The sequence below is a fragment of the Bradyrhizobium sp. MI1.10 genome (assembly GCF_055811035.1).
On the sequence record NZ_JBVVPN010000021.1, the window covers coordinates 83,143 to 103,658 of the forward strand.

At 63.8% G+C, this 20,516-nt stretch carries 15 protein-coding genes and 1 pseudogene; 6 read left to right on the top strand and 10 right to left on the bottom strand.

Annotation, left to right across the window (positions count from 1 at the left end):
- Positions 1 to 213: 213 nt before the first annotated feature.
- A complete protein-coding gene (locus AC0L3K_RS22590) occupies positions 214 to 669 on the bottom strand; it encodes an Lrp/AsnC family transcriptional regulator (protein ID WP_219680713.1) in 456 nt (151 codons plus the stop codon).
- Between the two features lie 152 nt (positions 670 to 821).
- On the opposite strand from AC0L3K_RS22590, the gene AC0L3K_RS22595 reads away from it, so the two are divergent.
- Positions 822 to 4,271, top strand: coding sequence for an indolepyruvate ferredoxin oxidoreductase family protein (locus AC0L3K_RS22595; protein WP_473366932.1), 3,450 nt, complete (start codon positions 822 to 824; stop codon positions 4,269 to 4,271).
- A gap of 74 nt (positions 4,272 to 4,345) precedes the next feature.
- Positions 4,346 to 5,770 carry an indoleacetamide hydrolase gene (iaaH, locus tag AC0L3K_RS22600; protein WP_473366933.1) on the top strand — a complete coding sequence of 475 codons (1,425 nt, stop codon included), beginning with the start codon at positions 4,346 to 4,348 and terminating at the stop codon, positions 5,768 to 5,770.
- On the opposite strand, the gene AC0L3K_RS22605 is transcribed toward iaaH, so the two are convergent.
- A complete protein-coding gene (locus AC0L3K_RS22605) occupies positions 5,765 to 6,676 on the bottom strand; it encodes a LysR family transcriptional regulator (protein WP_354201653.1) in 912 nt (303 codons plus the stop codon). The genes iaaH and AC0L3K_RS22605 overlap by 6 nt on opposite strands.
- Positions 6,677 to 6,951: 275 nt before the next feature.
- Between AC0L3K_RS22605 and AC0L3K_RS22610 the strand changes: the two genes are divergently transcribed.
- The 3 genes and pseudogenes from AC0L3K_RS22610 (at position 6,952) to AC0L3K_RS22620 (ending at position 10,362) form a co-directional block, all read left to right on the top strand.
- Positions 6,952 to 8,133 carry an HlyD family secretion protein gene (locus AC0L3K_RS22610; RefSeq protein WP_473366934.1) on the top strand — a complete coding sequence of 394 codons (1,182 nt, stop codon included), beginning with the start codon at positions 6,952 to 6,954 and terminating at the stop codon, positions 8,131 to 8,133.
- Positions 8,134 to 8,250: 117 nt separating this feature from the next.
- Complete coding sequence (locus AC0L3K_RS22615; RefSeq protein WP_473366935.1) at positions 8,251 to 9,870, top strand: MDR family MFS transporter; 1,620 nt, start codon at positions 8,251 to 8,253, stop codon at positions 9,868 to 9,870.
- 29 nt (positions 9,871 to 9,899) lie between these two features.
- A pseudogene (locus AC0L3K_RS22620) lies at positions 9,900 to 10,362 on the top strand (carboxymuconolactone decarboxylase family protein).
- Positions 10,363 to 10,518: 156 nt separating this feature from the next.
- Here the strand turns inward: AC0L3K_RS22620 and AC0L3K_RS22625 are convergent.
- The 6 genes from AC0L3K_RS22625 to AC0L3K_RS22650 all read right to left on the bottom strand — a co-directional run bounded on the left by AC0L3K_RS22625 (position 10,519) and on the right by AC0L3K_RS22650 (position 16,271).
- Positions 10,519 to 11,379, bottom strand: coding sequence for a D-amino-acid transaminase (locus tag AC0L3K_RS22625; RefSeq protein ID WP_354201656.1), 861 nt, complete (start codon positions 11,377 to 11,379; stop codon positions 10,519 to 10,521).
- Positions 11,380 to 11,566: 187 nt separating this feature from the next.
- Entirely contained in the window at positions 11,567 to 12,298 is a 732-nt protein-coding gene (locus tag AC0L3K_RS22630; protein WP_007597027.1) for an amino acid ABC transporter ATP-binding protein, read from the bottom strand.
- A gap of 8 nt (positions 12,299 to 12,306) precedes the next feature.
- Positions 12,307 to 12,999 carry an amino acid ABC transporter permease gene (locus tag AC0L3K_RS22635; RefSeq protein ID WP_007597029.1) on the bottom strand — a complete coding sequence of 231 codons (693 nt, stop codon included), beginning with the start codon at positions 12,997 to 12,999 and terminating at the stop codon, positions 12,307 to 12,309.
- A 4-nt stretch (positions 13,000 to 13,003) separates the two neighbouring features.
- Positions 13,004 to 13,735 (bottom strand): amino acid ABC transporter permease, encoded by a 732-nt coding sequence (locus AC0L3K_RS22640; RefSeq protein ID WP_007597031.1) that lies wholly within the window; start codon positions 13,733 to 13,735, stop codon positions 13,004 to 13,006.
- Positions 13,736 to 13,850: 115 nt separating this feature from the next.
- On the bottom strand, positions 13,851 to 14,762 hold the full coding sequence (locus AC0L3K_RS22645; protein ID WP_035995282.1) for an amino acid ABC transporter substrate-binding protein: 912 nt from the start codon (positions 14,760 to 14,762) through the stop codon (positions 13,851 to 13,853).
- A gap of 99 nt (positions 14,763 to 14,861) precedes the next feature.
- The gene (locus tag AC0L3K_RS22650) at positions 14,862 to 16,271 is read right to left on the bottom strand and encodes a M20 family metallopeptidase (RefSeq protein WP_473366936.1); all 1,410 of its coding nucleotides are present in this window, start codon (positions 16,269 to 16,271) and stop codon (positions 14,862 to 14,864) included.
- 241 nt (positions 16,272 to 16,512) lie between these two features.
- Between AC0L3K_RS22650 and AC0L3K_RS22655 the strand changes: the two genes are divergently transcribed.
- Positions 16,513 to 17,892 (top strand): LLM class flavin-dependent oxidoreductase, encoded by a 1,380-nt coding sequence (locus tag AC0L3K_RS22655; RefSeq protein WP_007597036.1) that lies wholly within the window; start codon positions 16,513 to 16,515, stop codon positions 17,890 to 17,892.
- 161 nt (positions 17,893 to 18,053) lie between these two features.
- Here the strand turns inward: AC0L3K_RS22655 and AC0L3K_RS22660 are convergent, their stop codons facing one another.
- Both AC0L3K_RS22660 and AC0L3K_RS22665 read right to left on the bottom strand, forming a co-directional pair.
- Positions 18,054 to 19,715, bottom strand: a complete 1,662-nt coding sequence (locus AC0L3K_RS22660) for a thiamine pyrophosphate-binding protein (RefSeq protein WP_473366937.1) — start codon at positions 19,713 to 19,715, stop codon at positions 18,054 to 18,056.
- Between the two features lie 105 nt (positions 19,716 to 19,820).
- A complete protein-coding gene (locus tag AC0L3K_RS22665; protein WP_007597039.1) occupies positions 19,821 to 20,324 on the bottom strand; it encodes a GFA family protein in 504 nt (167 codons plus the stop codon).
- Positions 20,325 to 20,516: the final 192 nt, after the last annotated feature.

The window sequence follows — 20,516 nt, forward strand, 5'->3', positions numbered from 1 at the left end:
TTATGTAATTACCGGTATTCGCCCGGTTGGTTAATTTTTTGGGGGGGGTGGCGGGTACGCCCACGTTGCACAAACGGGGGCGGCCGGGCTAACCCGGGGACCCATGCGCCGCAGCAGATGTTTTGATTAGGACTCGTCGTTACGGCTTCGCAAGGCAATTGGCATTCGTGGTTATGGGTCCCGGCCTTCGCCGGGACGACGAAGCGCTGCCTCTCAAAACGGTAGGGTCACGCTGGTCTTGATCTCCTTCAGCACCACATTGCTTCTGACATAGCGAATGCCGGGAATGCGGAACATGAACTCGTCGAGAAATTTGTTGTAGGCCGTCATGTCCTGCACGACGACGCGCAAATGGTAATCGGCATCGCCCGTGGTCGCAAAGCACTCCAGCACCTCACGCCGCGTGGTCACCCGCGCGACGAACTCGTCGACGAATTTTGCGTCGTGCCGTTCCAGCGAGACGTGGAGGATCGCGGACATCGCGAAGCCGGCCTGCTCGCGCGCGACCAGGGCCGCATAGCCCTGGATGGCACCGCTCTCCTCCAGCGCGCGCACCCGGCGCCAGCAGGCCGAGGTGGACATGCCGACCGCGTCGGCGAGCTGCTGGTTGGTGGCGCGGCCGTCCTTCTGGAGATAGGCGAGAATCCGCGCGTCTTGGTCTTCGATCATGGAAAGCACCAAAATGGATTACTCTACCGCTTTGTAGATTATAACGGACAATTCTACCACAATGGATATCCTATTCGGGAAAATAGGTAGGACCAACCAGTTGCCGAGGCCTACCCTTCTCCCATCCGGCAAGGATGCCGCGGGAGGTCCGCATGGACGCCATTTCCTCACTCGACGCCTACCAGCTTTCCGACCGCTACGATCGCGAAGAAGGCCGCGTCTTCCTCACCGGCACGCAGGCCATCGTCCGCATCGCGCTCGACCAGGTGCGGCGCGACCGTGCCGCCGGGCTGAACACGGCGGGCTTCATCTCGGGCTATCGCGGCTCGCCGCTCGGCGGCATCGATCTCGAACTGTGGCGCATCCAGGAGCGGCTGAAGCCGGACCGCATCGAATTCCTCCCCGCGGTGAACGAAGACCTTGCCGCGACGGCGGTGCTCGGGTCGCAGCAGGTCGAGACGCAAGCTGACCGCGAGGTCGATGGTGTGTTCGGGCTCTGGTACGGCAAGGGTCCCGGCGTCGATCGCTCCGGCGATGCGCTGAAACACGGCAATGCCTACGGCTCCTCACCGCATGGCGGCGTTCTGGTGGTCGCTGGCGACGACCATGGCTGCGTCTCGTCCTCGATGCCGCACCAGTCCGACGTCGCTTTCATGAGCTGGTTCATGCCGACGCTCCACCCCGCAAGCGTCAGCGAGTATCTCGAATTCGGTGAATATGGCTATGCGCTGAGCCGCTTCACCGGCATGTGGGTCGGCTTCAAGGCGATCTCGGAGATCGTGGAATCCGGCGCCTCCGTCGCGCTGCGCCCGCCGCGCGCCTTCCACACTCCGGACGTCACGCCGCCACCCGGCGGCTTGCACTATCGCTGGCCCGATCTGCCGGGGCCGCAGATCGAGGAGCGGCTGGAGGCGAAGAAGCACGCGGTCTACGCCTTCGCAAAGGCCAATCCGATCGATCGTCACATCTACGATATCCCGGGCGCTACCTACGGCATCGTCACCACAGGCAAAGCCCATCTCGATCTGATGGAAGCGTTGCGGTTGATGGATCTCGACGAAGTGGCCTGCCGCAGCATCGGCATCGACATCTACAAGGTTGGCATGGTCTGGCCGCTGGCGCTGCATGACGCGATGGCCTTCGTGAAGGGCAAGCGCGAGATCCTCGTGGTCGAGGAGAAGCGCGGTATCATCGAAAGCCAGTTCAAGGAATATTTTTACGATTATCCGGGCGAAAAACCCGAGCGCATGGTCGGTAAGCACGACGAAACCGGCGCGCGGCTGATCTCCTGGATCGGCGAATTGTCGCCGCGCGCGCTCGCTGGAGTGCTTGCACGCCGTCTCGATCCGATGTTCCCAAGCCTTAATCTCGCCGCGCGCGCAGCCGGCTTGATGCCTGAGGCTGCGCGCACGATCAACGTCAGCGGTGCGACGCGAACGCCGTATTTCTGCTCCGGATGCCCGCACAACACATCGACAAAAGTGCCGGAGGGGTCGAAGGCGCTGGCCGGCATCGGCTGTCATTTCATGGCGAGCTGGATGGACCGCGAGACATCGTCCCTGATCCAGATGGGCGGCGAAGGCGTGAACTGGGCCGCCTCGTCACGCTTCACCGGCAACAAGCACGTGTTCCAGAATCTCGGCGAAGGCACCTATTATCATTCGGGCTCGATGGCGATCCGGCAGGCGATCGCGGCCAAAGCCAACATCACCTACAAGATCCTGTTCAACGATGCCGTCGCCATGACCGGCGGCCAACCCGTCGACGGCCCGATCAGCGTCCACGCCATCGCGCACAGCGTCCGCGCCGAGGGCGTTGCGCGCATCGCGTTGGTGTCGGACGATCCAGCGCAATTTTCGCCAGGCGACCTGCCGGTCGGCGTGTCCATCCATCCGCGCGAAGAGATGGACGATGTACAGCGCGAGCTGCGCGAGATTCCCGGCGTCTCGGTTCTGATCTATCAGCAGACCTGCGCGACAGAGAAGCGGCGTCGTCGCAAGCGTGGGCAGATGATCGATCCCAAACGCTTCGCCTATATCAGCGATCTCGTCTGCGAAGGCTGCGGCGACTGCTCGGTCGAATCCAACTGCCTCAGCGTCGAGCCCAAGGAGACACCCTTCGGCCGGAAGCGGCGGATCAATCTCTCGTCCTGCAACAAGGACTTTTCCTGCCTCAACGGGTTTTGCCCTAGCTTCGTCACCGTTGAGGACGCGACGCGCCGGAAGAAGGGCGCAAGCCGGACCGACGCGGTCGGCCACGCGGCCACACTTCCCCTGCCCACTCTCGCAACGCTCGACCGTCCCTATGATCTGCTCGTCACCGGCGTCGGCGGCACCGGCGTGATCACGGTCGGCGCGCTGATCGGCATGGCGGCGCATCTCGAACGAAACGGCGTCTCGGTGCTGGATTTTACCGGCTTTGCGCAGAAATTCGGGCCGGTGCTGAGCTACATCCGGTTGGCCGCGTCCCCCGACGCATTGCATCAGGTCCGTATCGACCAGGGCGCGGCCGATGCGCTCATCGGTTGCGACCTCGTCGTCAGCTCCTCGCCGAAGGCGTCCGGCACCTATCGGAAAGGCACGCGAGCCGCGGTCAACACCGCGGAGATGCCGACCGGCGAGGTCGTCCGCTTCCGCGACGCGGATCTCGCCTCACCCGCCCGCCTGCGCGCGATCGGCCAGGTGATCGGCGACGGCAATCTCGACACCATCAACGCCAACGCACTGGCGGAGCGTCTGCTCGGCGATGCCGTCTATGCCAACATCGTCATGCTGGGCTTTGCCTGGCAGCGCGGGCTGTTGCCGGTCTCGCTGTCGGCGCTGTTGCGCGCGATCGAGCTCAACGGCGTCGCGGTCGAAAGCAACAAGCAGGCTTTCGCCTGGGGCCGGATTGCAGCGGCCGACCCTGACTTCTTGCCGAAGGTGGACGAAGCGCCCAAGGCCGAGACGCTCGACCAGCTGATCGACCGCCGCGCCGACTTCCTCGCGGCTTATCAGAACGATGCCTATGCAGCGCGCTATCGAGCACGCGTTGCAAACGTTCGCAATGCGGAAGCCAACCTGAATAGCGAGAAGTTGACCGAGGCGGTTGCGCGCGCCCTGTTCAAGCTGATGGCCTACAAGGATGAGTACGAGGTGGCGCGCCTGCACATGCAGAGCGGCTTCCTCGACGAGCTGAAGCGCGAGTTCGAGGACGGCTTCAGCGTCAAATACCATCTCGCTCCGCCCTTCCTGCCATCCGAGCGCGACGCCCGCGGCCGGCCGCGCAAGCGCGCCTTCGGCCAGTGGATCCAGCTGCCGCTCGCCGCGCTCGCGCGACTGAAAGGGTTGCGCGGGACAGTATTCGATCCGTTCGGCTACACCGTCGAACGCCGCACCGAGCGAAACCTGATCGCCTGGTATGAGGGCGTGATCGAACGGATGCTCGGCGAACTCGATGCGGCGCGCCTGCCCGATCTCGTCGTGATCGCCAAGGCGCCGATGGAGATCCGCGGTTACGGGCCGGTGAAGGACATCGCGATCGCGAAGGTGAAGCCGGCGGTCGAACGGCTTCTCGCCGATGTGATCGCAGCGTCGCAGGCAAAGTTGCGCGCCCACGGTTGACGTGATGCCGGCGAGGCTTCAGCCTCCCGAATTCGAGGGCTCCATGATGGAGCCGGGCAAGCGGGTGACGCATCATGGATTTCGATCAGTTGACCCTGACCCAAGCCGCCGCCGACCTCCGCGCCGGCAAGGTGACGAGCACAGCACTCACGACGGAAGCGCTTGCCCGCGCCAAAGCCAATGCCGACCTCAATGCCTTCGTCACCCTGGACCAGGCCGGCGCCCTGAAGGTTGCTGCCGCATTCGACGCGACGGGCGACCGGACAAAACCGCTTGGCGGCGTGCCCATCGTGATCAAGGACAACATCGAGGTTGCCGGGCTGCCCTGTAGCGCGGGCACGCCGGCCCTGAAGGATTACGTTCCCACGGCCGACGCGCCAGTTGCGGCAAAACTGCGGGCCGCAGGCGCGGTCATCATCGGCAAGACCAGCATGCACGAGCTCGCCTTCGGCATCTCCGGCTACAACACCGCATTCAAGACCGCTGCCGAGTTCGGCGTGCGCAACGCCTATGACCGCGCCCTGATCGCCGGCGGCTCTTCCTCCGGGACCGGTACCGCGATCGGCGCGCGCATCGTGGCAGGCGGGCTCGGCACCGACACCGGCGGATCGGTCCGGGTGCCGGCTGCGCTGAATGGATGCGCCTCGCTGCGCCCGACCATCGGACGCTATCCGCAAGCTGGAATTGCGCCGCTCTCGCACACCCGCGACACCGCGGGTCCCATGGCCGCGACCATGGCGGATGTCGCGCTGCTCGACCGCGTCATTGCAGGCGGCGATGCCATCGCGCCGGCCGATCTGAAGCTGGTGCGGATCGGCATCGTAAAGGCGATGCTGAGCAATCTCGACGCCGACACCGACGCCGCATTCGAGGCGGCCGTCACGAAAATGAAGGCGCAGGGCGTCACCGTCATCGAAATCGAGATGCCGCTGCTCGCCGAACTCAACGGCCAGGTGAGCTTTCCCGTCGTGCTGTATGAGGCCTATGACGACATGGTCGCGTATCTCAGACACACCGGTACCGGCCTCAGCATCGCGGCGCTGGCAGCGGAGATATCCAGCGCAGACGTCAAGGGTACCTATGATGGGCTGGTGATCCCGCGCAAACTGCCCGCCCCCGATGGCACGCTGGTTGACGCCAAGCCGATCTACGACGCCGCGATCAACACAGCGCGCCCCGCGCTTCAGGCGCTCTACAGCAGGACTTTCGCCGACAACCGGCTCGATGCCATCGCCTTCCCGACCACGCCGCGCGTCGCCATTGCCTCCAATCCCGATTCCAGCAGCCTCGAAAATTTCGGCCTGTTCATCCAGAACACCGATCCCGGCAGCAATGCCGGAATTCCCGGAATCCAGATCCCGATTGCGCTCGGCTCGGTCAGCAAGCTCCCGATCGGGCTCGAGCTGGATGGCCCGTCCGGAAGCGATCGCCGCCTACTTGCGGTCGGGATGGCACTTGAAAAAGTGTTCGGACGGCTGCCGGCGCCGTCCCGATCATGAATAGGGATTGATCAGCTTCTGCTGCTCGGCGCTATGATGCACGAGCATGTCGATGAAGGTCCTGACCTTTGCCGACAGATGATGGCGGTGTGGATAGACGGCATTCATCGACATCTCGACTGGACGATATTCGGGCAAGAGGCGCACGAGCCGACCGGCCTCGAGATCGTCGCGGATCAGAAATCCGGCCATCAGGCAGACGGCAGCGCCTTCCAGCGCCACCTTTCGCAAGGCCTCACCGCTGTTGGTGATGAAGCTGCCGGAGATGCGCACCGATGCCGGCGCGCCCTTGCGATCGAAGAAGCGCCAATCGTCGCCGAACGGATAATTCAAATGGCGCCCGCAATTGTGCGCGGCGAGCTCGTCGAGCTTCTGCACGCGACCGTGCTTGTCGAGATAGTCGTGCGAGCAGCACAGGACGTGGCGCCAGGTGGCCAGGCTGCGGACGATCAGGCTCGAATCCGGCGGCGCGGTCATGCGCAGAGCAACGTCATAACCTTCTTCGATGAGATCGATGTCGGCCTCGCCCATGCGCAGATCGATCTTGAGCTCCGGATAGGCCGACAGGAGCTTCGCCACCACGGGCGCAACGAACGGCACCATATGCGTGGCGACGTGGATCCGTAGCGTGCCGCGGGGCACCGACTGCAATTCGCTCGCGATATCGTCGGCCTGTTTGATTTCGGCGAGTATCTGGATGCAGCGGTCGTAATAAGCCTTGCCGATGTCGGTGAGGCTGACCTTGCGCGTAGTGCGCTGAAGCAGCCTCACCCCGAGGCGGTCTTCCAGCGCCTGGACGTGATTGCTCACCATGGTGGTCGACATGTTGAGCTTGCGGGCTGCTGCAGAGAAGCCGCCGGCCTCGGCCACCCGGCTGAAGACTTCGAGACTTGTCAATCGGTCCATACCGACTGATTATCCGCTCTTGGTCGATAATCGCAAGGAATTCTGTCCGATTATCCCATCAGATGGTCTCGCGCGCGGATGGCGGATGGGTTAGCCGCAATCGCTCGACAGAGGCGGCAATCGCTCTGGGGCAGTCGCACCTCCGGCTCGGTAGACCATACGCGAAGGCGGGTCCCCGGACTATCCACTCTCAGCGGATAATCCTTCCGGTATTTCGCCGATTATCGATCGAGCGAAGAAGACCGATAGTGTCAGCCACCAGACAGGAGACTGCCATGTCCGAGATGCCCCGCACCGAAAACTTCCAGCAAGCGACTGAGATACTGCAAGCTTCTCCGCCGGTGCCGGTGCGTGGTCCGACCCGGAATATGGTCCGGCGGGCGGCGTTGGCGCTCGCGTTCCTCGCGGGCACAGCAGCGATTGTCCATTACGGACACGACTACTGGGTCAACGGCCGTTATCTCGAGACAACCGACGACGCCTATGTGAAGGCCGACTCCACGATCGTCGCGCCAAAAGTCTCGGGCTACATCGCCAAGGTGCTGGTCAGCGACAACGAAAAGGTCAAAGCGGGCCAGGTGCTGGCGAAGATCGACGACCGCGACTTCAAGGCGGCGCTCGACCAGGCCCGCGCTGATGTCGCTGCGGCGGAAGCATCGGTGCGCAACCTCGACGCCCAGCTCGAACTCCAGCAGCCGATCATCGAGCAGAGCATGGCCGATGTCGCTGCTGCGGACGCGAATCTGAAATTTGCGCAGGAGGAGCGCGCCCGCTACGACGATTTGATGAAGTCGGGCTCCGGCACGATTCAGCGCGCACAACAGACTGACGCTGCGTTGCGCGCCAGCAATGCACAGCTGCAACATGCCAGGTCGGGCCTCGTGGCCGCGCAACGCAAGGTCGACGTGCTCACCACCCAGCGCGCGCAGGCTACGGCCCAACTCGAACATGCGCGCGCGGTCGCGGAGCAGGCGACGCTGAATCTCTCCTACACCGAGATTACCGCGCCGGTCGACGGCACGGTCGGCGCCCGCTCATTGCGCGTGGGACAGTTCGTGCAGGCCGGCACGCAATTGATGGCGGTAGTGCCGCTCGATGCGGTCTATGTCGTGGCAAATTTCAAGGAGACGCAACTCACCCATGTCCGCTCCGGCCAGCCGGTCGAGCTGCACGTCGACAGCTTCCGCAACCAGACCCTGCGCGGCCATGTCGACAGCCTGTCGCCGGCGAGCGGCCTTGAATTCGCGCTGCTGCCGCCCGACAACGCCACGGGCAATTTCACCAAGATCGTGCAACGGGTGCCGGTGAAGATCGTGCTCGACGACCACAGCCTGACCGGCCTGCTGCGCCCCGGCATGTCCGCAGTGCCGACCGTCGACACCAAACAGGCCGTCATGGCCGAGCGCGAGACGGCAAAGCATCTCGCCGACAACGCGGCCCATCCTAACGGCGGCTGAAGCCGGGAGGGTCCCGTGGGATTTTCAAATCCTGCCGGATGATCCTTCCTGCGCTTCTCCGATTATCGAAACCAACTGCTTGATCCATCCTGTCTCCGTAACCGAGACGAGGCCTCCATGAGCACGCTCCAAACGACCGTCAACGCCGCCTCCGCCGCCAAAATCCCCGCTTCAGTCGCGGCCCCCATAACGCCTGCCGTGTCGACCAAGACCTGGATTGCCGTGATCGGCGCGACGCTCGGCGCCTTCATGGCGGTGCTGAACATTCAGATCGTCAACGCGTCGCTCGCCGACATCCAGGGCGCGATCGGCGCCGGCATCGACGATGGCGGCTGGATCTCGACCTCTTATCTGATCGCGGAGATCGTGGTGATCCCGCTCTCGGGCTGGCTGGCGCAGGTGTTCTCGATCCGCATCTATCTCCTCACCAACGCGGTCCTCTTCCTGGTCCTATCGGCCGCCTGCGCGTTGGCGCAGGACCTGCCGCAGATGATCGTGCTGCGGGCGGTGCAAGGTTTTACCGGCGGCGTGCTGATTCCGATGGCGTTCACGCTCATCATCACATTGCTGCCGCGCGGAAAGCAGCCGGTCGGCCTCGCGCTGTTCGCGCTGTCGGCGACGTTCGCGCCCGCGATTGGCCCCACCATCGGCGGCTATCTCACCGAGAATTTTGGCTGGCAGTACATCTTCTACGTCAACGTCGTCCCGGGCGGGATCATGGTCGGCATGCTCTGGTACGCCCTCGATGCAAAGCCCATGAAGCTGTCGCTGCTGCGCGACGGCGACTGGGCCGGCATCATCACCATGGCGATCGGACTGTCGGCGCTGCAGACAGTGCTCGAGGAAGGCAACAAGGACGACTGGTTCGGCTCGCCCTTCATCGTCAAGCTGTCCGTCATCGCGGCCGTGGCCCTGATCGCCTTCCTGATCATCGAGCTCACGGTGAAGAAGCCGCTCCTCAACCTGCGTCTGCTGGTCCGCCGCAACTTCGGCTTCGGCATGCTCGCGAACTTCCTGCTGGGGATCGCACTCTACGGCTCGGTGTTCATCCTGCCGCAATATCTGGCCCGCATCCAGGGCTACAATGCCGAGCAGATCGGCATGGTGCTGGCCTGGACCGGCCTGCCGCAACTTCTGCTGATCCCGCTGGTGCCGCGGCTGATGCAGAAGCTCGATGCGCGGCTCATCATCGGCGTCGGCTTCGTCCTGTTCGCGGCCTCCAACTTCATGAATATCTATATGACCGGCAACTATGCCGCCGATCAATTGCTCTGGCCCAATGTGGTCCGCGCGATCGGCCAGGCGCTGGTGATGGCGCCGCTGTCCGCGGTGGCCACGGCCGGCATCGAGGCGGAGAATGCGGGCTCGGCGTCCGGCCTGTTCAACATGATGCGCAATCTCGGCGGCGCCGTCGGCATCGCGCTGTTGCAGACCCTGCTGACCAAACGCGAGCAGTATCACTCCAACGTGCTGATGCAGTCGGTCTCGGTATTCGAGCAGTCCACCCGCACGAGACTGGAACAGCTCACGCAATATTTCATCAATCACGGCGTGCTCGACCGTGCGGATGCCGCGCATCGCGCCTATGTCGCGATCGGTCACATCGTCCAGAAGCAGGCTTACATCTTCGCCTTCAGCGACACTTTCTATCTGCTCGGCGTGGCCCTGATCGTCGCGCTGATCGCCACCCTGTTCCTGAAGAAGGCCGGCCATGCCTCGGCCGGCGGCGCCCACTGACCTCAACCCAGCAAGCAAGGAGAACGACCATGAAACCCCGCATGAATTTCTACCAGGCCGCACCCGACACGATGAAGGCCCTGATGGGGCTGGAAGAGCAGATCCAGTCGACGGGCCTTGAGAAATCGCTGATCGAGCTCGTCAAGATCCGCGCGTCACAGATCAACGGCTGTGCCTTCTGCATCAACATGCACACCGAGGACGCGCGCAAGCGCGGCGAGACCGAGCAGCGCATCTATCTGCTCAACGCCTGGCGCGAATCCCCGCTCTACACCGACCGCGAGCGCGCCGCACTGGCCTGGACCGAGTCGGTGACGCTGATCTCCGAGACGCACGCGCCCGATGACGTCTACGAGCCGCTCCGCGCGCAATTCTCCGATGCGGAGACGGTGAACCTGACCATGCTGATCGGCGCCATCAATGCCTGGAAACAGGATCGCAATCGCATTCCGCGCGGTTCACCCGGTGAAGGTGAAGGCGTCGGTGGCCTGAGGTGCTGACGCATGAGGCCAAACTGCCTCCATGCATTCGACTGTCATGCCCCGGCTTGACCGGGGCATCCAGTACGCCGCGGCTTCTCGAGTCAAGCACTCCCGTCACGGCGTACTGGATCGCCCGGTCAAGCCGGGCGATGACGGCGGTGGACGGCTAAACCGCCGTCGCCTTGGCGAACTCCACGTAGATCTCGCGCAGCCGCATGGCCATCGGGCCGGGCTTGCCGTCGCCGACCTTCTTGCCGTCGATCGCAACCACCGGCTGGACGAACAGCGACGCCGAGGTGGCAAAGGCTTCCTTGGCGGCGAGCGCCTCGGCGACCGTGAAGGAACGCTCTTCGACGCGGAGCTGGCGCTCTTCCGCCAGCGCCACCACCGCCTTCCGGGTGCAGCCCGGCAGGATCGCATTGGAGTTCTTGCGGGTCACGATGACGTCGTCCTGGGTGAGGATGAACGCCGAGGACGAACCGCCTTCGGTGACGTAGCCGTCTTCGAGCATCCAGGCTTCGCCCGCGCCGGCCTCGGCCGCGGCCTGCTTTGCCAGCACTTGCGCGAGCAGTGCGACGCTCTTGATGTCGCGCCGCTCCCAGCGGATGTCGGGCACGGTGATCACGTTGATGCCGGTCTTGGCCGAGGCGGCGTTGATGATGTCCTTCTCCGACGTGAACATCACCAGGCTCGACTTGACGTCGCCCTTGGGGAAGGCGAAATCGCGGCCCTTGTCGGCGCCGCGGGTGACCTGGAGATAGACGAGACCGTTCTCGACCTGGTTGCGCGCGATCAGCTCTTTCTGGAGCTCGGTGATACGCTCGACCGTCTCGGGCAGCTTCAGCTGGATCTCGCCGACCGAGCGCTCCAGCCGCGCCAGATGCGAGGCATTGTCGATCAGCTTGCCGTCGAGCACGGCCGAGACCTCATAGATGCCGTCGGCGAACAGGAAGCCGCGATCGAGGACCGAAATTTTGGCGTCCGAGAGCGGGACGAATGAGCCGTTGACATAGGCGATCGGATCCAAGGCAGGTCTCCTGGGGAGGAAGGGATTTGGCGCGCTTATACGTGAAATGGGGGCGGCGATCACCCCTCTATTCGTCATTCCGGGGCATTCGCGCAGCGAATGAGCCCGGAATCCATTTCGCCTCGTACAATGCCGCCCGATGGATTCCGGGCTCGCGACTTCGTCGCGCCCCGGAATGACGGCGGAGTTAGTGGGAGAGAATCTTCGACAAGAACTTCTGCGCGCGGTCGCTGCGGGGCTTGCCGAAGAAATCGTCCTTCGGGGCGTCCTCGACGATCTCGCCGCGATCCATGAAGATCACGCGGTTGGCAACCTTGCGGGCAAAGCCCATCTCGTGCGTCACGACCATCATGGTCATGCCCTCATGGGCGAGGTCCACCATGACGTCGAGCACCTCGCTCACCATTTCGGGGTCGAGCGCCGAGGTCGGCTCGTCGAACAGCATGACAATGGGATCCATCGCGAGCGCGCGAGCGATCGCCACCCGCTGCTGCTGGCCACCGGACAGGTTCGCGGGATACTTTTGCGCCTGTTCCTTCAGGCCGACGCGCTCCAGCAGCTGCATGCCTTTCGCCATCGCCTTGTCGCGCGACCGGTCGAGCACCTTCTGCTGTGCGAGGCAGAGATTGTCGATGATCTTCAGATGCGGAAACAGCTCGAAGTGCTGAAACACCATGCCGACACGCGAGCGCAGCTTGGGCAGATTGGTCTTGGGATCGTTGACCTTGGTGCCATCGACGCTGATGTCGCCTTTCTGGAACGGCTCCAGGGCGTTGACGCATTTGATCAGCGTCGACTTACCTGATCCCGACGGGCCGCAGACCACGACCACCTCGCCCTTGGTGACGCTGGTGGTGCAGTCGGTCAGCACCTGGAAGCTCGGGCTGTACCATTTGTCGACGTGGCTGATCTCGATCATGACAGACTCTATCGAATGATGGCGATGCGCGCCTGCAGGCGGCGAACGCCGAAGGACGCAACACAGGAAATGGTGAAGTAGACGATTGCTGCGAACAGATACATTTCGACCAGACGGCCGTCGCGCTGCGCGACCTTGCTTGCCGCACCGAGGAAATCGGTGATCGACAGCACGTAGACCAGGGAGGTGTCCTGGAACAGCACTATGGTCTGCGTGATCAGCACCGGCAGCATGTTACGGAAGGCCTGCGGCAGCACGACGTAGCGCATGGTCTGGGCGTAAGTCAGGCCAAGGGCGTTGGCTGCGGCCGGCTGGCCGCGCGAGATCGACTGGATGCCGGCACGCATGATCTCGGAGAAGTACGCGGCCTCGAACATGATGAAGGTGATGAGCGAGGATGCGAACGCGCCGACGCTGATCGGGCGCGAGGCGCCGGTTACCCACTGCCCGATATAGGGCACCAGGAAGTAGAACCAGAAGATCACCAGCACCAGCGGCAGCGATCGCATGAAGTCGACATAGACCCCGGCGATGCGGCCCAGGATCTTGAAGCCAGACAGCCGCATCAGCGCGATGGCCGTGCCAAAGATCAGGCCGCCGAGCGCCGCAAGCCCCGTGAGCATCAGCGTGAACGTCATGCCCTCGTAGAACAGATAGGGCAGTGCGCGACGGATGACCTCGAAATCGAAATTGCTGAACATGATGCTATTTCCCCGTGATGTAGCCTGGGATCGCGACGTAGCGCTCGAGGAAGCGCATTGCGGTCACGACGACGGCGTTGACGAGGAGATAGAGAAGGGTCGCGGCGGTGAAGGCCTCGAACACCTGGAACGAGAATTCCTGCATCGAGCGCGCCTGTCCGGTCAACTCAAGCAAGCCGATGGTGATGGCCACAGCCGTGTTCTTGATGGTGTTGAGGAACTCGGACGTCAGCGGCGGCAGGATGATGCGGAACGCCATCGGCAGCAAAATGTAGCGATAAGCCTGCAAGGTCGTCAGGCCGAGCGCGGTCGCCGCCATCTTCTGGCCGCGCGGGAGCGATCCGATGCCGGCCTGCAACTGCACGGCGACGCGCGCCGACATGAAAAAGCCGATGCCGATCGCCGCCGTCCAGAACGGCGCATTCGGCAGCTGCTTCAGCCAGAGGCCGGCAGATCTCGGCAGCAGTTCCGGCAGCACGAAGAACCACAGGAAGAGCTGCACCAGCAGCGGCATGTTGCGGAAGAATTCGACATAAGCAAAGCCGAACCAGTACGCTCCCTTCGACGGCAGCGTGCGCATCACGCCGACGATCGAGCCCATGATCAGCGCGATGATCCATGCGAGCGCACCCGTCTTGAGGGTCAGCACCAGGCCCGACAACAGCATGTCGAGATAGGTGCCGGTCCCCATCGGGTTCGGCTCGAAGAAAATTCCCCAGTTCCAGTGGTAGTTCACGTGTCCCCCGCGCGAACGCGCCAGTCATGGATGTCCCGGCGCCTATGCAAATGTCCGGCCACCTTGGAGTCAAGATGGCCGGACACGATCCGGATCGAAAGATCGCGGTTATAGCTTACTTATAATCGTCCGGGTTCGGCGAGTCGGTTGGCTTGGCGAACTCGTTCTTCAGCTCGGCCGAGATCGGGGTGTTGAGATTCAGACCCTTCGGCGGGATCTTCTGGGTAAACCACTTGTCGTAGATCTTCTGGCCTTCGCCAGAGGTGTAGAGCGCGGCGGTCGCCGCATCGACCACCTTCTTGAACGGCGCGTCGTCCTTGCGCAGCATGATGCCGTAGGGCTCAGGCTTGGAGAACGCGTCCTTGGAGATGACGTAGTCGTCGGGCGACTTCGAGCCGGCTACGAGGCTCGCGAGCAGGATGTCGTCCATCACGAAGGCGACGGCACGATCGGTCTCGACCATCAGGAAGGATTCGGCGTGGTCCTTGGCCGGGATGATGTTGGCGCCGAGGCCTTTCGCAACATTGGCTTCGGTGAGCTGCTTGATGTTGGTGGTGCCGGCGGTCGAGACCACGGTCTTGCCCTTGAGATCGTCGATCGACTTCAGGCCGCTCGACTTCTTGAAGACGTAGCGGCTGGCGGTCAAATAATGGGTGTTGGTGAAGGCGACCTGCTTCTGGCGCTCGGCGTTGTTGGTGGTCGAACCGCATTCGAGGTCGATGGTGCCGTTCGCCATCAGCGGAATACGGGTCGCCGAAGTCACCGGGTTGAGCTTGACCTCGAGCTTGTCGAGCTTGAGCTCCTTCTTCACGGCGTCGACGATCTTGTAGCAGATGTCCATCGCGAACCCGATGGGCTTCTGGTTGTCGTCGAGATAGGAGAACGGGATCGAGGAGTCGCGGAAGCCGAGCGTAATGGCGCCGGTGTCCTTGATGTTCTTGAGCGTGCCGGTGAGCTCCTCGGCCCCGGCCTGGCTGACAGCGAAGGTCGCGGCGAGCGCGAGGCCGATGCTACGGAAATGTTTCACTTTTTGGTCCCCTTTCAGGATGATGCCGGCGGGATGCAAGCACAAATTGGGTTGGAATAGAATGTGACTTTTGGCTGGATCGCGGCTCCGGTTAACGGCTCAGGCCGGCGGGCGCGTTAGCGGTCTTGTTAGCGCGCTTGGCAATTCCCCGAGATCCCAGAACAGGCCGGCCATCACCGTCAAGGCCTCTTCGGTCAATGGCAGCAGGATGTGCTCATTGGGCGCATGCTGGGAGCAGCCGGGATAGGAGTGCGGCACCCAGATCGTCGGCAGGCCCAATCTCTCGGAGAACACGTCGTTGGGCAACGAGCCGCCGAAATTCGGCAGCACCGCCGGCACTTTGCCGGTGGTCTGGCGCACCGAATCCGCCGCCCATGTGATCCAGGGGCTGTCGAAATCTGTGCGCGAGGCGGCAAAGCTCTGCGCCGCCCGGACCTCGACCATCGGATAGCCCTTTGCGACGAGATGCGCGCGAACCGCCTCGATCAGCCCATCGATCTTGGTGCCGACCACGAAACGCAGTTGCAGCACGGCATTGGCGTGGCCGGGAATGGCGTTGGCCGGCTTCTCGATATTGCCCGACGACATCGCCAGCACTTCGAGCGTGTTCCAGGCATAGAGCCGCTCGGCCGCCGAAAGACCCTCCTCGCCCCAGTTCTCGGCTAACGCCGGCTCGTCCTCGGTCGGCACCACCTGCACGTCCGCAAGATAGCTGCGGATCTGGTTGGTGAGGCGCGGCGGCTTCAGCGCGTCCAGCTGAAGGCGGCCGTGGCCGTCGACCAGCGTCGAGATCGCGTTGACCAGAATGGTCGCGGGGTTGGCGAGCACGCCGCCCCAATTGCCGGAGTGATGGCCGCCGTCGCGAAGGTTCACATCGAGATGAATGCGGATGCCGCCACGGCAGCCGAGGAACAGGGTCGGACGGTCGGCGGACAGGCGCGGCCCGTCGGAGGCCATGAACAGATCGGCCTTGAGCGCATCGCGATTGAGATCGCAGACCTTGCCGAGATCCGGCGAGCCGATCTCCTCGCCCATCTCGAGGATGAACTTGGCGTTGAAGCCGAGCTTGCCGCCGCGGGCCTCGCGCACCGCGCGGAGTGCGGCCATGTTGATACTGTGCTGGCCCTTGTTGTCGGCGGTGCCGCGACCGTAAAGACGCGTGCCCGAAACCGTGGTGCGCCAGGGATCGCGGCCATCACGCCACTCGCCTTCCATGCCGTCGACGACGTCGCCATGGCCGTAGATCAGCACGGTCGGCGCCGTCTCGCTCTCGCGGTGTTCGGCGAACAGGAACGGCGCCTTGCCGCTGGGAGATTCGATCATCCGGCTTTCGAAATCGAGCGCGGCGAAAGCGGGCACCATCTCCTGTTCCAGATAGGCGCGCAGCTCGACGCTCCGGTTCGGATTCTGGCTCTCGGTCCGATAGGCGACGCGACGGTCGAGTTCAGCGAGGAACGCGCCGGATTTGAAATCGTCACGGGCGCGGGCGATGGCATCGGCTCTGGTCATTATTTTCTTTTTTAGGTTGCGAGACGAAGGAGCATACCCGATACGGGCAGGCCTCCGAAAGTGGCGGGGACTTCGATAGTCTTGGGATTTCGTTCTTGCTCTCTTGAGATTGGCTTGCCAAGCGCGGCAGCGCCGCTGATTTTGGCCTTGCCAACGTCGCGCTATATGCAAGAACTTCGCCAAGTTCGGGCGCAGCTCTATCATTCGAAGAGTGCCCGGTACAGGGCGCTGGGGGACCATCATGGCCAAGCAGATCAGGCTCAATGCATTTGCGATGAATTGCGTCGCGCACCAGTCACCGGGCCTTTGGACCCATCCGCGCGACCGCACTGCCGAATATACCCGCCTGCCCTACTGGATCGATCTTGCCAAAACGCTGGAGCGCGGCCGTTTCGACGGGCTGTTCCTGGCCGACGTGCTCGGCGTGTATGACGTCTACGGCAACAGCCCTGACGCAGCCTTGCGCAACGCAGCCCAGTCGCCGTCGAACGATCCGCTGCTGCTGCTGTCGGCAATGGCTGCGGTGACGCAGAATCTCGGCTTCGGCGTCACCAGCAATCTCTCCTTCGAGCCGCCCTATCCGTTCGCGCGGCGGATGTCGACGCTCGATCATCTCACCGAGGGACGTATCGGCTGGAATGTCGTCACCGGCTATCTCGACAGCGCCGCGCGCGGCGCCGGCAAGGACAAGCAGATCGGGCACGACGACCGCTACGAGATCGCGGACGAATATATGGAGGTCGTCTACAAGCTCTGGGAAGGGAGCTGGGAAGACGACGCCGTGCTGCGCGACCGCACGCGCGGCATCTTCACCGATCCCTCAAAAGTTCATCGCGTCAACCACGAGGGCGCGAACTGGCGCATCAACAACACCATTCATCTCAGCGAACCGTCGCCGCAGCGCACGCCGGTGCTGTACCAGGCCGGCACCTCGCCGCGCGGACGGAAGTTCGCAGCACAGCACGCCGAATGCGTGTTCATGTCGGGACCGTCGGCCAAGGTGATCGCGCCGCGCGTGTCGGCGATCCGTCAGGAGGCCGCCGCGTTCGGCCGCAATCCGGCGGAAATCCTGATGTTCTCGATGATGACGATCATCCTCGGGCGGACGGAGGCCGAGGCGAACGAAAAATATGCCGACTATCGCCGCCACATCAGCCCGGAGGGCGCGCTGGCGCTGATGTCGGGATGGACCGGAATCGACTTCTCCGGCTACGAGCTCGACCAGCAGGTGCGTCATGTCCAGAACGACGCCGGTCGCAGCGCACTCGATAACGTCACCCGCGCCGATCCCGATCGCGTCTGGACCGTGCGCGACGTCATCGAGCATGTCGGCGTCGGCGGCGCCGGCCCCGTCGTGGTCGGCACGCCGGAGATGGTCGCGGACAAGATCGAGGCGTGGTTCGAGGCGACCGATGTCGACGGTCTCAACGTCGCCTTCGCGATCTCACCTGGCGATTTCGAGGACATCGCCGATATGCTGGTGCCGGAGCTGACGCGCCGTGGGCGGTACAAGGCGGAGTACGCGCCGGGCACACTGCGCGAGAAGCTGTTCGGTGACGGGCGTGCAAGGCTGGGGGCGCCGCATCCGGCGGCGGGGTTCAGGGTGGGGAGGAAGGGGTAGCGTCTTAAGGTACGCTGTCATGCCCCGGCTTGACCGGGGCATCCAGTACGCCGCAGCGTCTCGACTCAATCACCGCCGCCTCTGGAATACTGGATCACCCGCCTTCGCGGGTGATGACGACTGAGAACGTGGCGGGCATCAGCGCCGCAAGTGACGCTGCCTCACACCTTCCCGTCCACCATCACCTCGATCAGTTTCGTCCCCGGCCGGCCAAACGCCGACGCCAGCGTCGCCTTCAACTCGCGGGGATCGCTGACCTTGATCGCCTCGCATCCCAGTGCCTTCGCCACGCCCGCGAAATCCACCGGCGGATCGACAAAATCCATGCCGACGTAATTGTCGTCGCCATGGAAGGCGAGCAGACGCTGCTTGATGATGCGATAGCCGCCATTGTTGGCAATGACCACATTGAGCGGCAGCTTGTGATGCGCTGCCGTCCACAGCGACTGGATTGAATACATCGCGCTGCCGTCGCCGGAGAAGCAGACCACGGGGCGATCGGGATTGGCGATGCTGGCGCCGACGGAGGCCGGCAGGCCCCAGCCAATGCCGCCCGAGGCAAGGCCGTGATAGCCGAAGCGGTCGCGGTGCGCACGGAGCGCCGTGATCTGGCGGCTCGAGGTGAGGCCTTCGTCGACGAGGATGGCATTGGCGGGCATGGCCTCCACCATTTGCAGCACCAGCCAGTCCGGATCGATGGGGCTGCGGTCCGCGGTCTTGCCGATCTGCTCGACCAGCGCGGTGCGCCGCGCGGTCCAGTTCTTCGGCGCAAGCTCGGCGAGACGTTGCTTCGCACGTTGCGCCAGGGCAGCGCCGCCCATCTCCTTCAGCACCGGGATCAGCGCGCGCAGCGTTTCCTTCAAATCCGCCTTCAGCGCGATCTCGGCACCGTAATTCTTGGCGATCTCCCAATCGCCGAGGCCGATCTGCACGATGCCAAGGCCCTCCGGCAGCGCATCGACCTCGCTGTAGACCGACATTCGCAAGGGATCGCCGCCGAGCGCGATCAAGAGGTCGTAGGCCGCAAGCGTGTCGCGCGCGACTTTCTGGACACGTGCCAACGTGCCGACGAAGCTCGGGCTCTCCGAGAGGAAGTGCGAGCCATAGGGCGTCGAGGATTGGTAGGCAGCCGCACCGAGCACCTCGGCGAGTTCGGCGGCCTCCTTCAGCGCGTCGCTCTTCACCACCTCGTCCATGGTGACGATCACGGGACGCTCGGCCCTGAGCAGCCGCGCGGCGAACGCGTTTAGTGCCTCATCCGATGGCCTTGTGCGGGCATCAATGCGGGTGGAGCGGCCGAGATCGATCCCGGCCTCGCTGTTGAGGATGTCGCCGGGCAACGAAATGAACACCGGCCCGGTCGGCGGCGTGGTCGCGACTTTGGCGGCGCGGCGCACGATGCGCGGCAGATCCTCGAGGCGCGTCACCTCGACCGCCCATTTCACCAGCGGCTCGGCCATGCGGACCAGCGGTCCGTACAGCACCGGCTCCATCAGGCCGTGGCCCTGCTCCTGCTGACCCGCGGTCAGGATCATCGGCGTGCCCGTGAACTGGGCGTTGTAGAGCGAGCCCATCGCGTTGCCGAGGCCGGGCGCAACATGGACGTTGCAGGCGACGAGCTTTCCGGAGGCGCGGCTGTAGCCATCCGCGATCGCCACCACCAGACTCTCCTGCATCGCCATCACATAGGTGAGATCAGGATGGTCCTTCAGCGCATGCATGATCGGCAGCTCGGTGGTGCCGGGATTGCCGAACAGATGCGTGATGCCCTCGTCCTTGAGCAACGCGAGAAAGGCGGAGCGGCCGGTGATCTTGTTCTTCATGCTTCCTCCAGAGGCGGACGTTGCCGCAAGGACGGGCGCATGATGGCCGAAATCGCGGGAGGCGCGCAAGGAAGCGCAGTCATGGCTGCGTTGCGTGGGCGGGCGCTACATCTCCTCGCGCCCCAGCTCGAACGGATCCTCCCCGCCCGCCCGCTTCTTCTTTTTCGAGCGCTGCCAGACCACACCGGGAAAACCTTTCAACGGCACCAGCGGCTCGCCGGTATAGGCCCATTCCTGCAGCTCTTCGATGGCGATGTGATAGAGCGGCTGGCGGCCGGTGCGTTCCCTGAACAGCGCACGGGGGATGTTGACCATATGCGGCCCGCGCGGGCGCTCGTACGTGATCGGCGTGCCGCAATGCGCGCAGAAGCTGCGCGCGGTCTTCGTTGCCTTGTCCTCGTAGCGGGTCAGCGCCGTCTTGCCTGCGGTGATGCGAAACCGCTTCTTCCAGCTTCCGACATAGGTTGCATAGGCGGCGCCGTGGGCGCGACGGCTGGCGGCGGAGTGATCGTGCCAGGCCCAGCGTGCGGGCACGTCGATCTCGAAGGTGACCTTGCCGCAGAGGCATTGCCCGGTGGCTATACCTGCGGCGGCTGCGGCTTTGGCCATAGCACTTCCCCCATCGCTCGCAATGACGAAATTCGTGGTGTCCGTCGGGGCAACACAATAACTCCGTAGCCCGGATGAGCGAAGCGACATCCGGGACTCACGCGACGTGGGGGGAGACCCCCGGGATAGGTTAGCGCGACCGCGCGCCACGCCTGTGAGACCCGGGTGAGGTTCGGCAACAACGGAGAATCA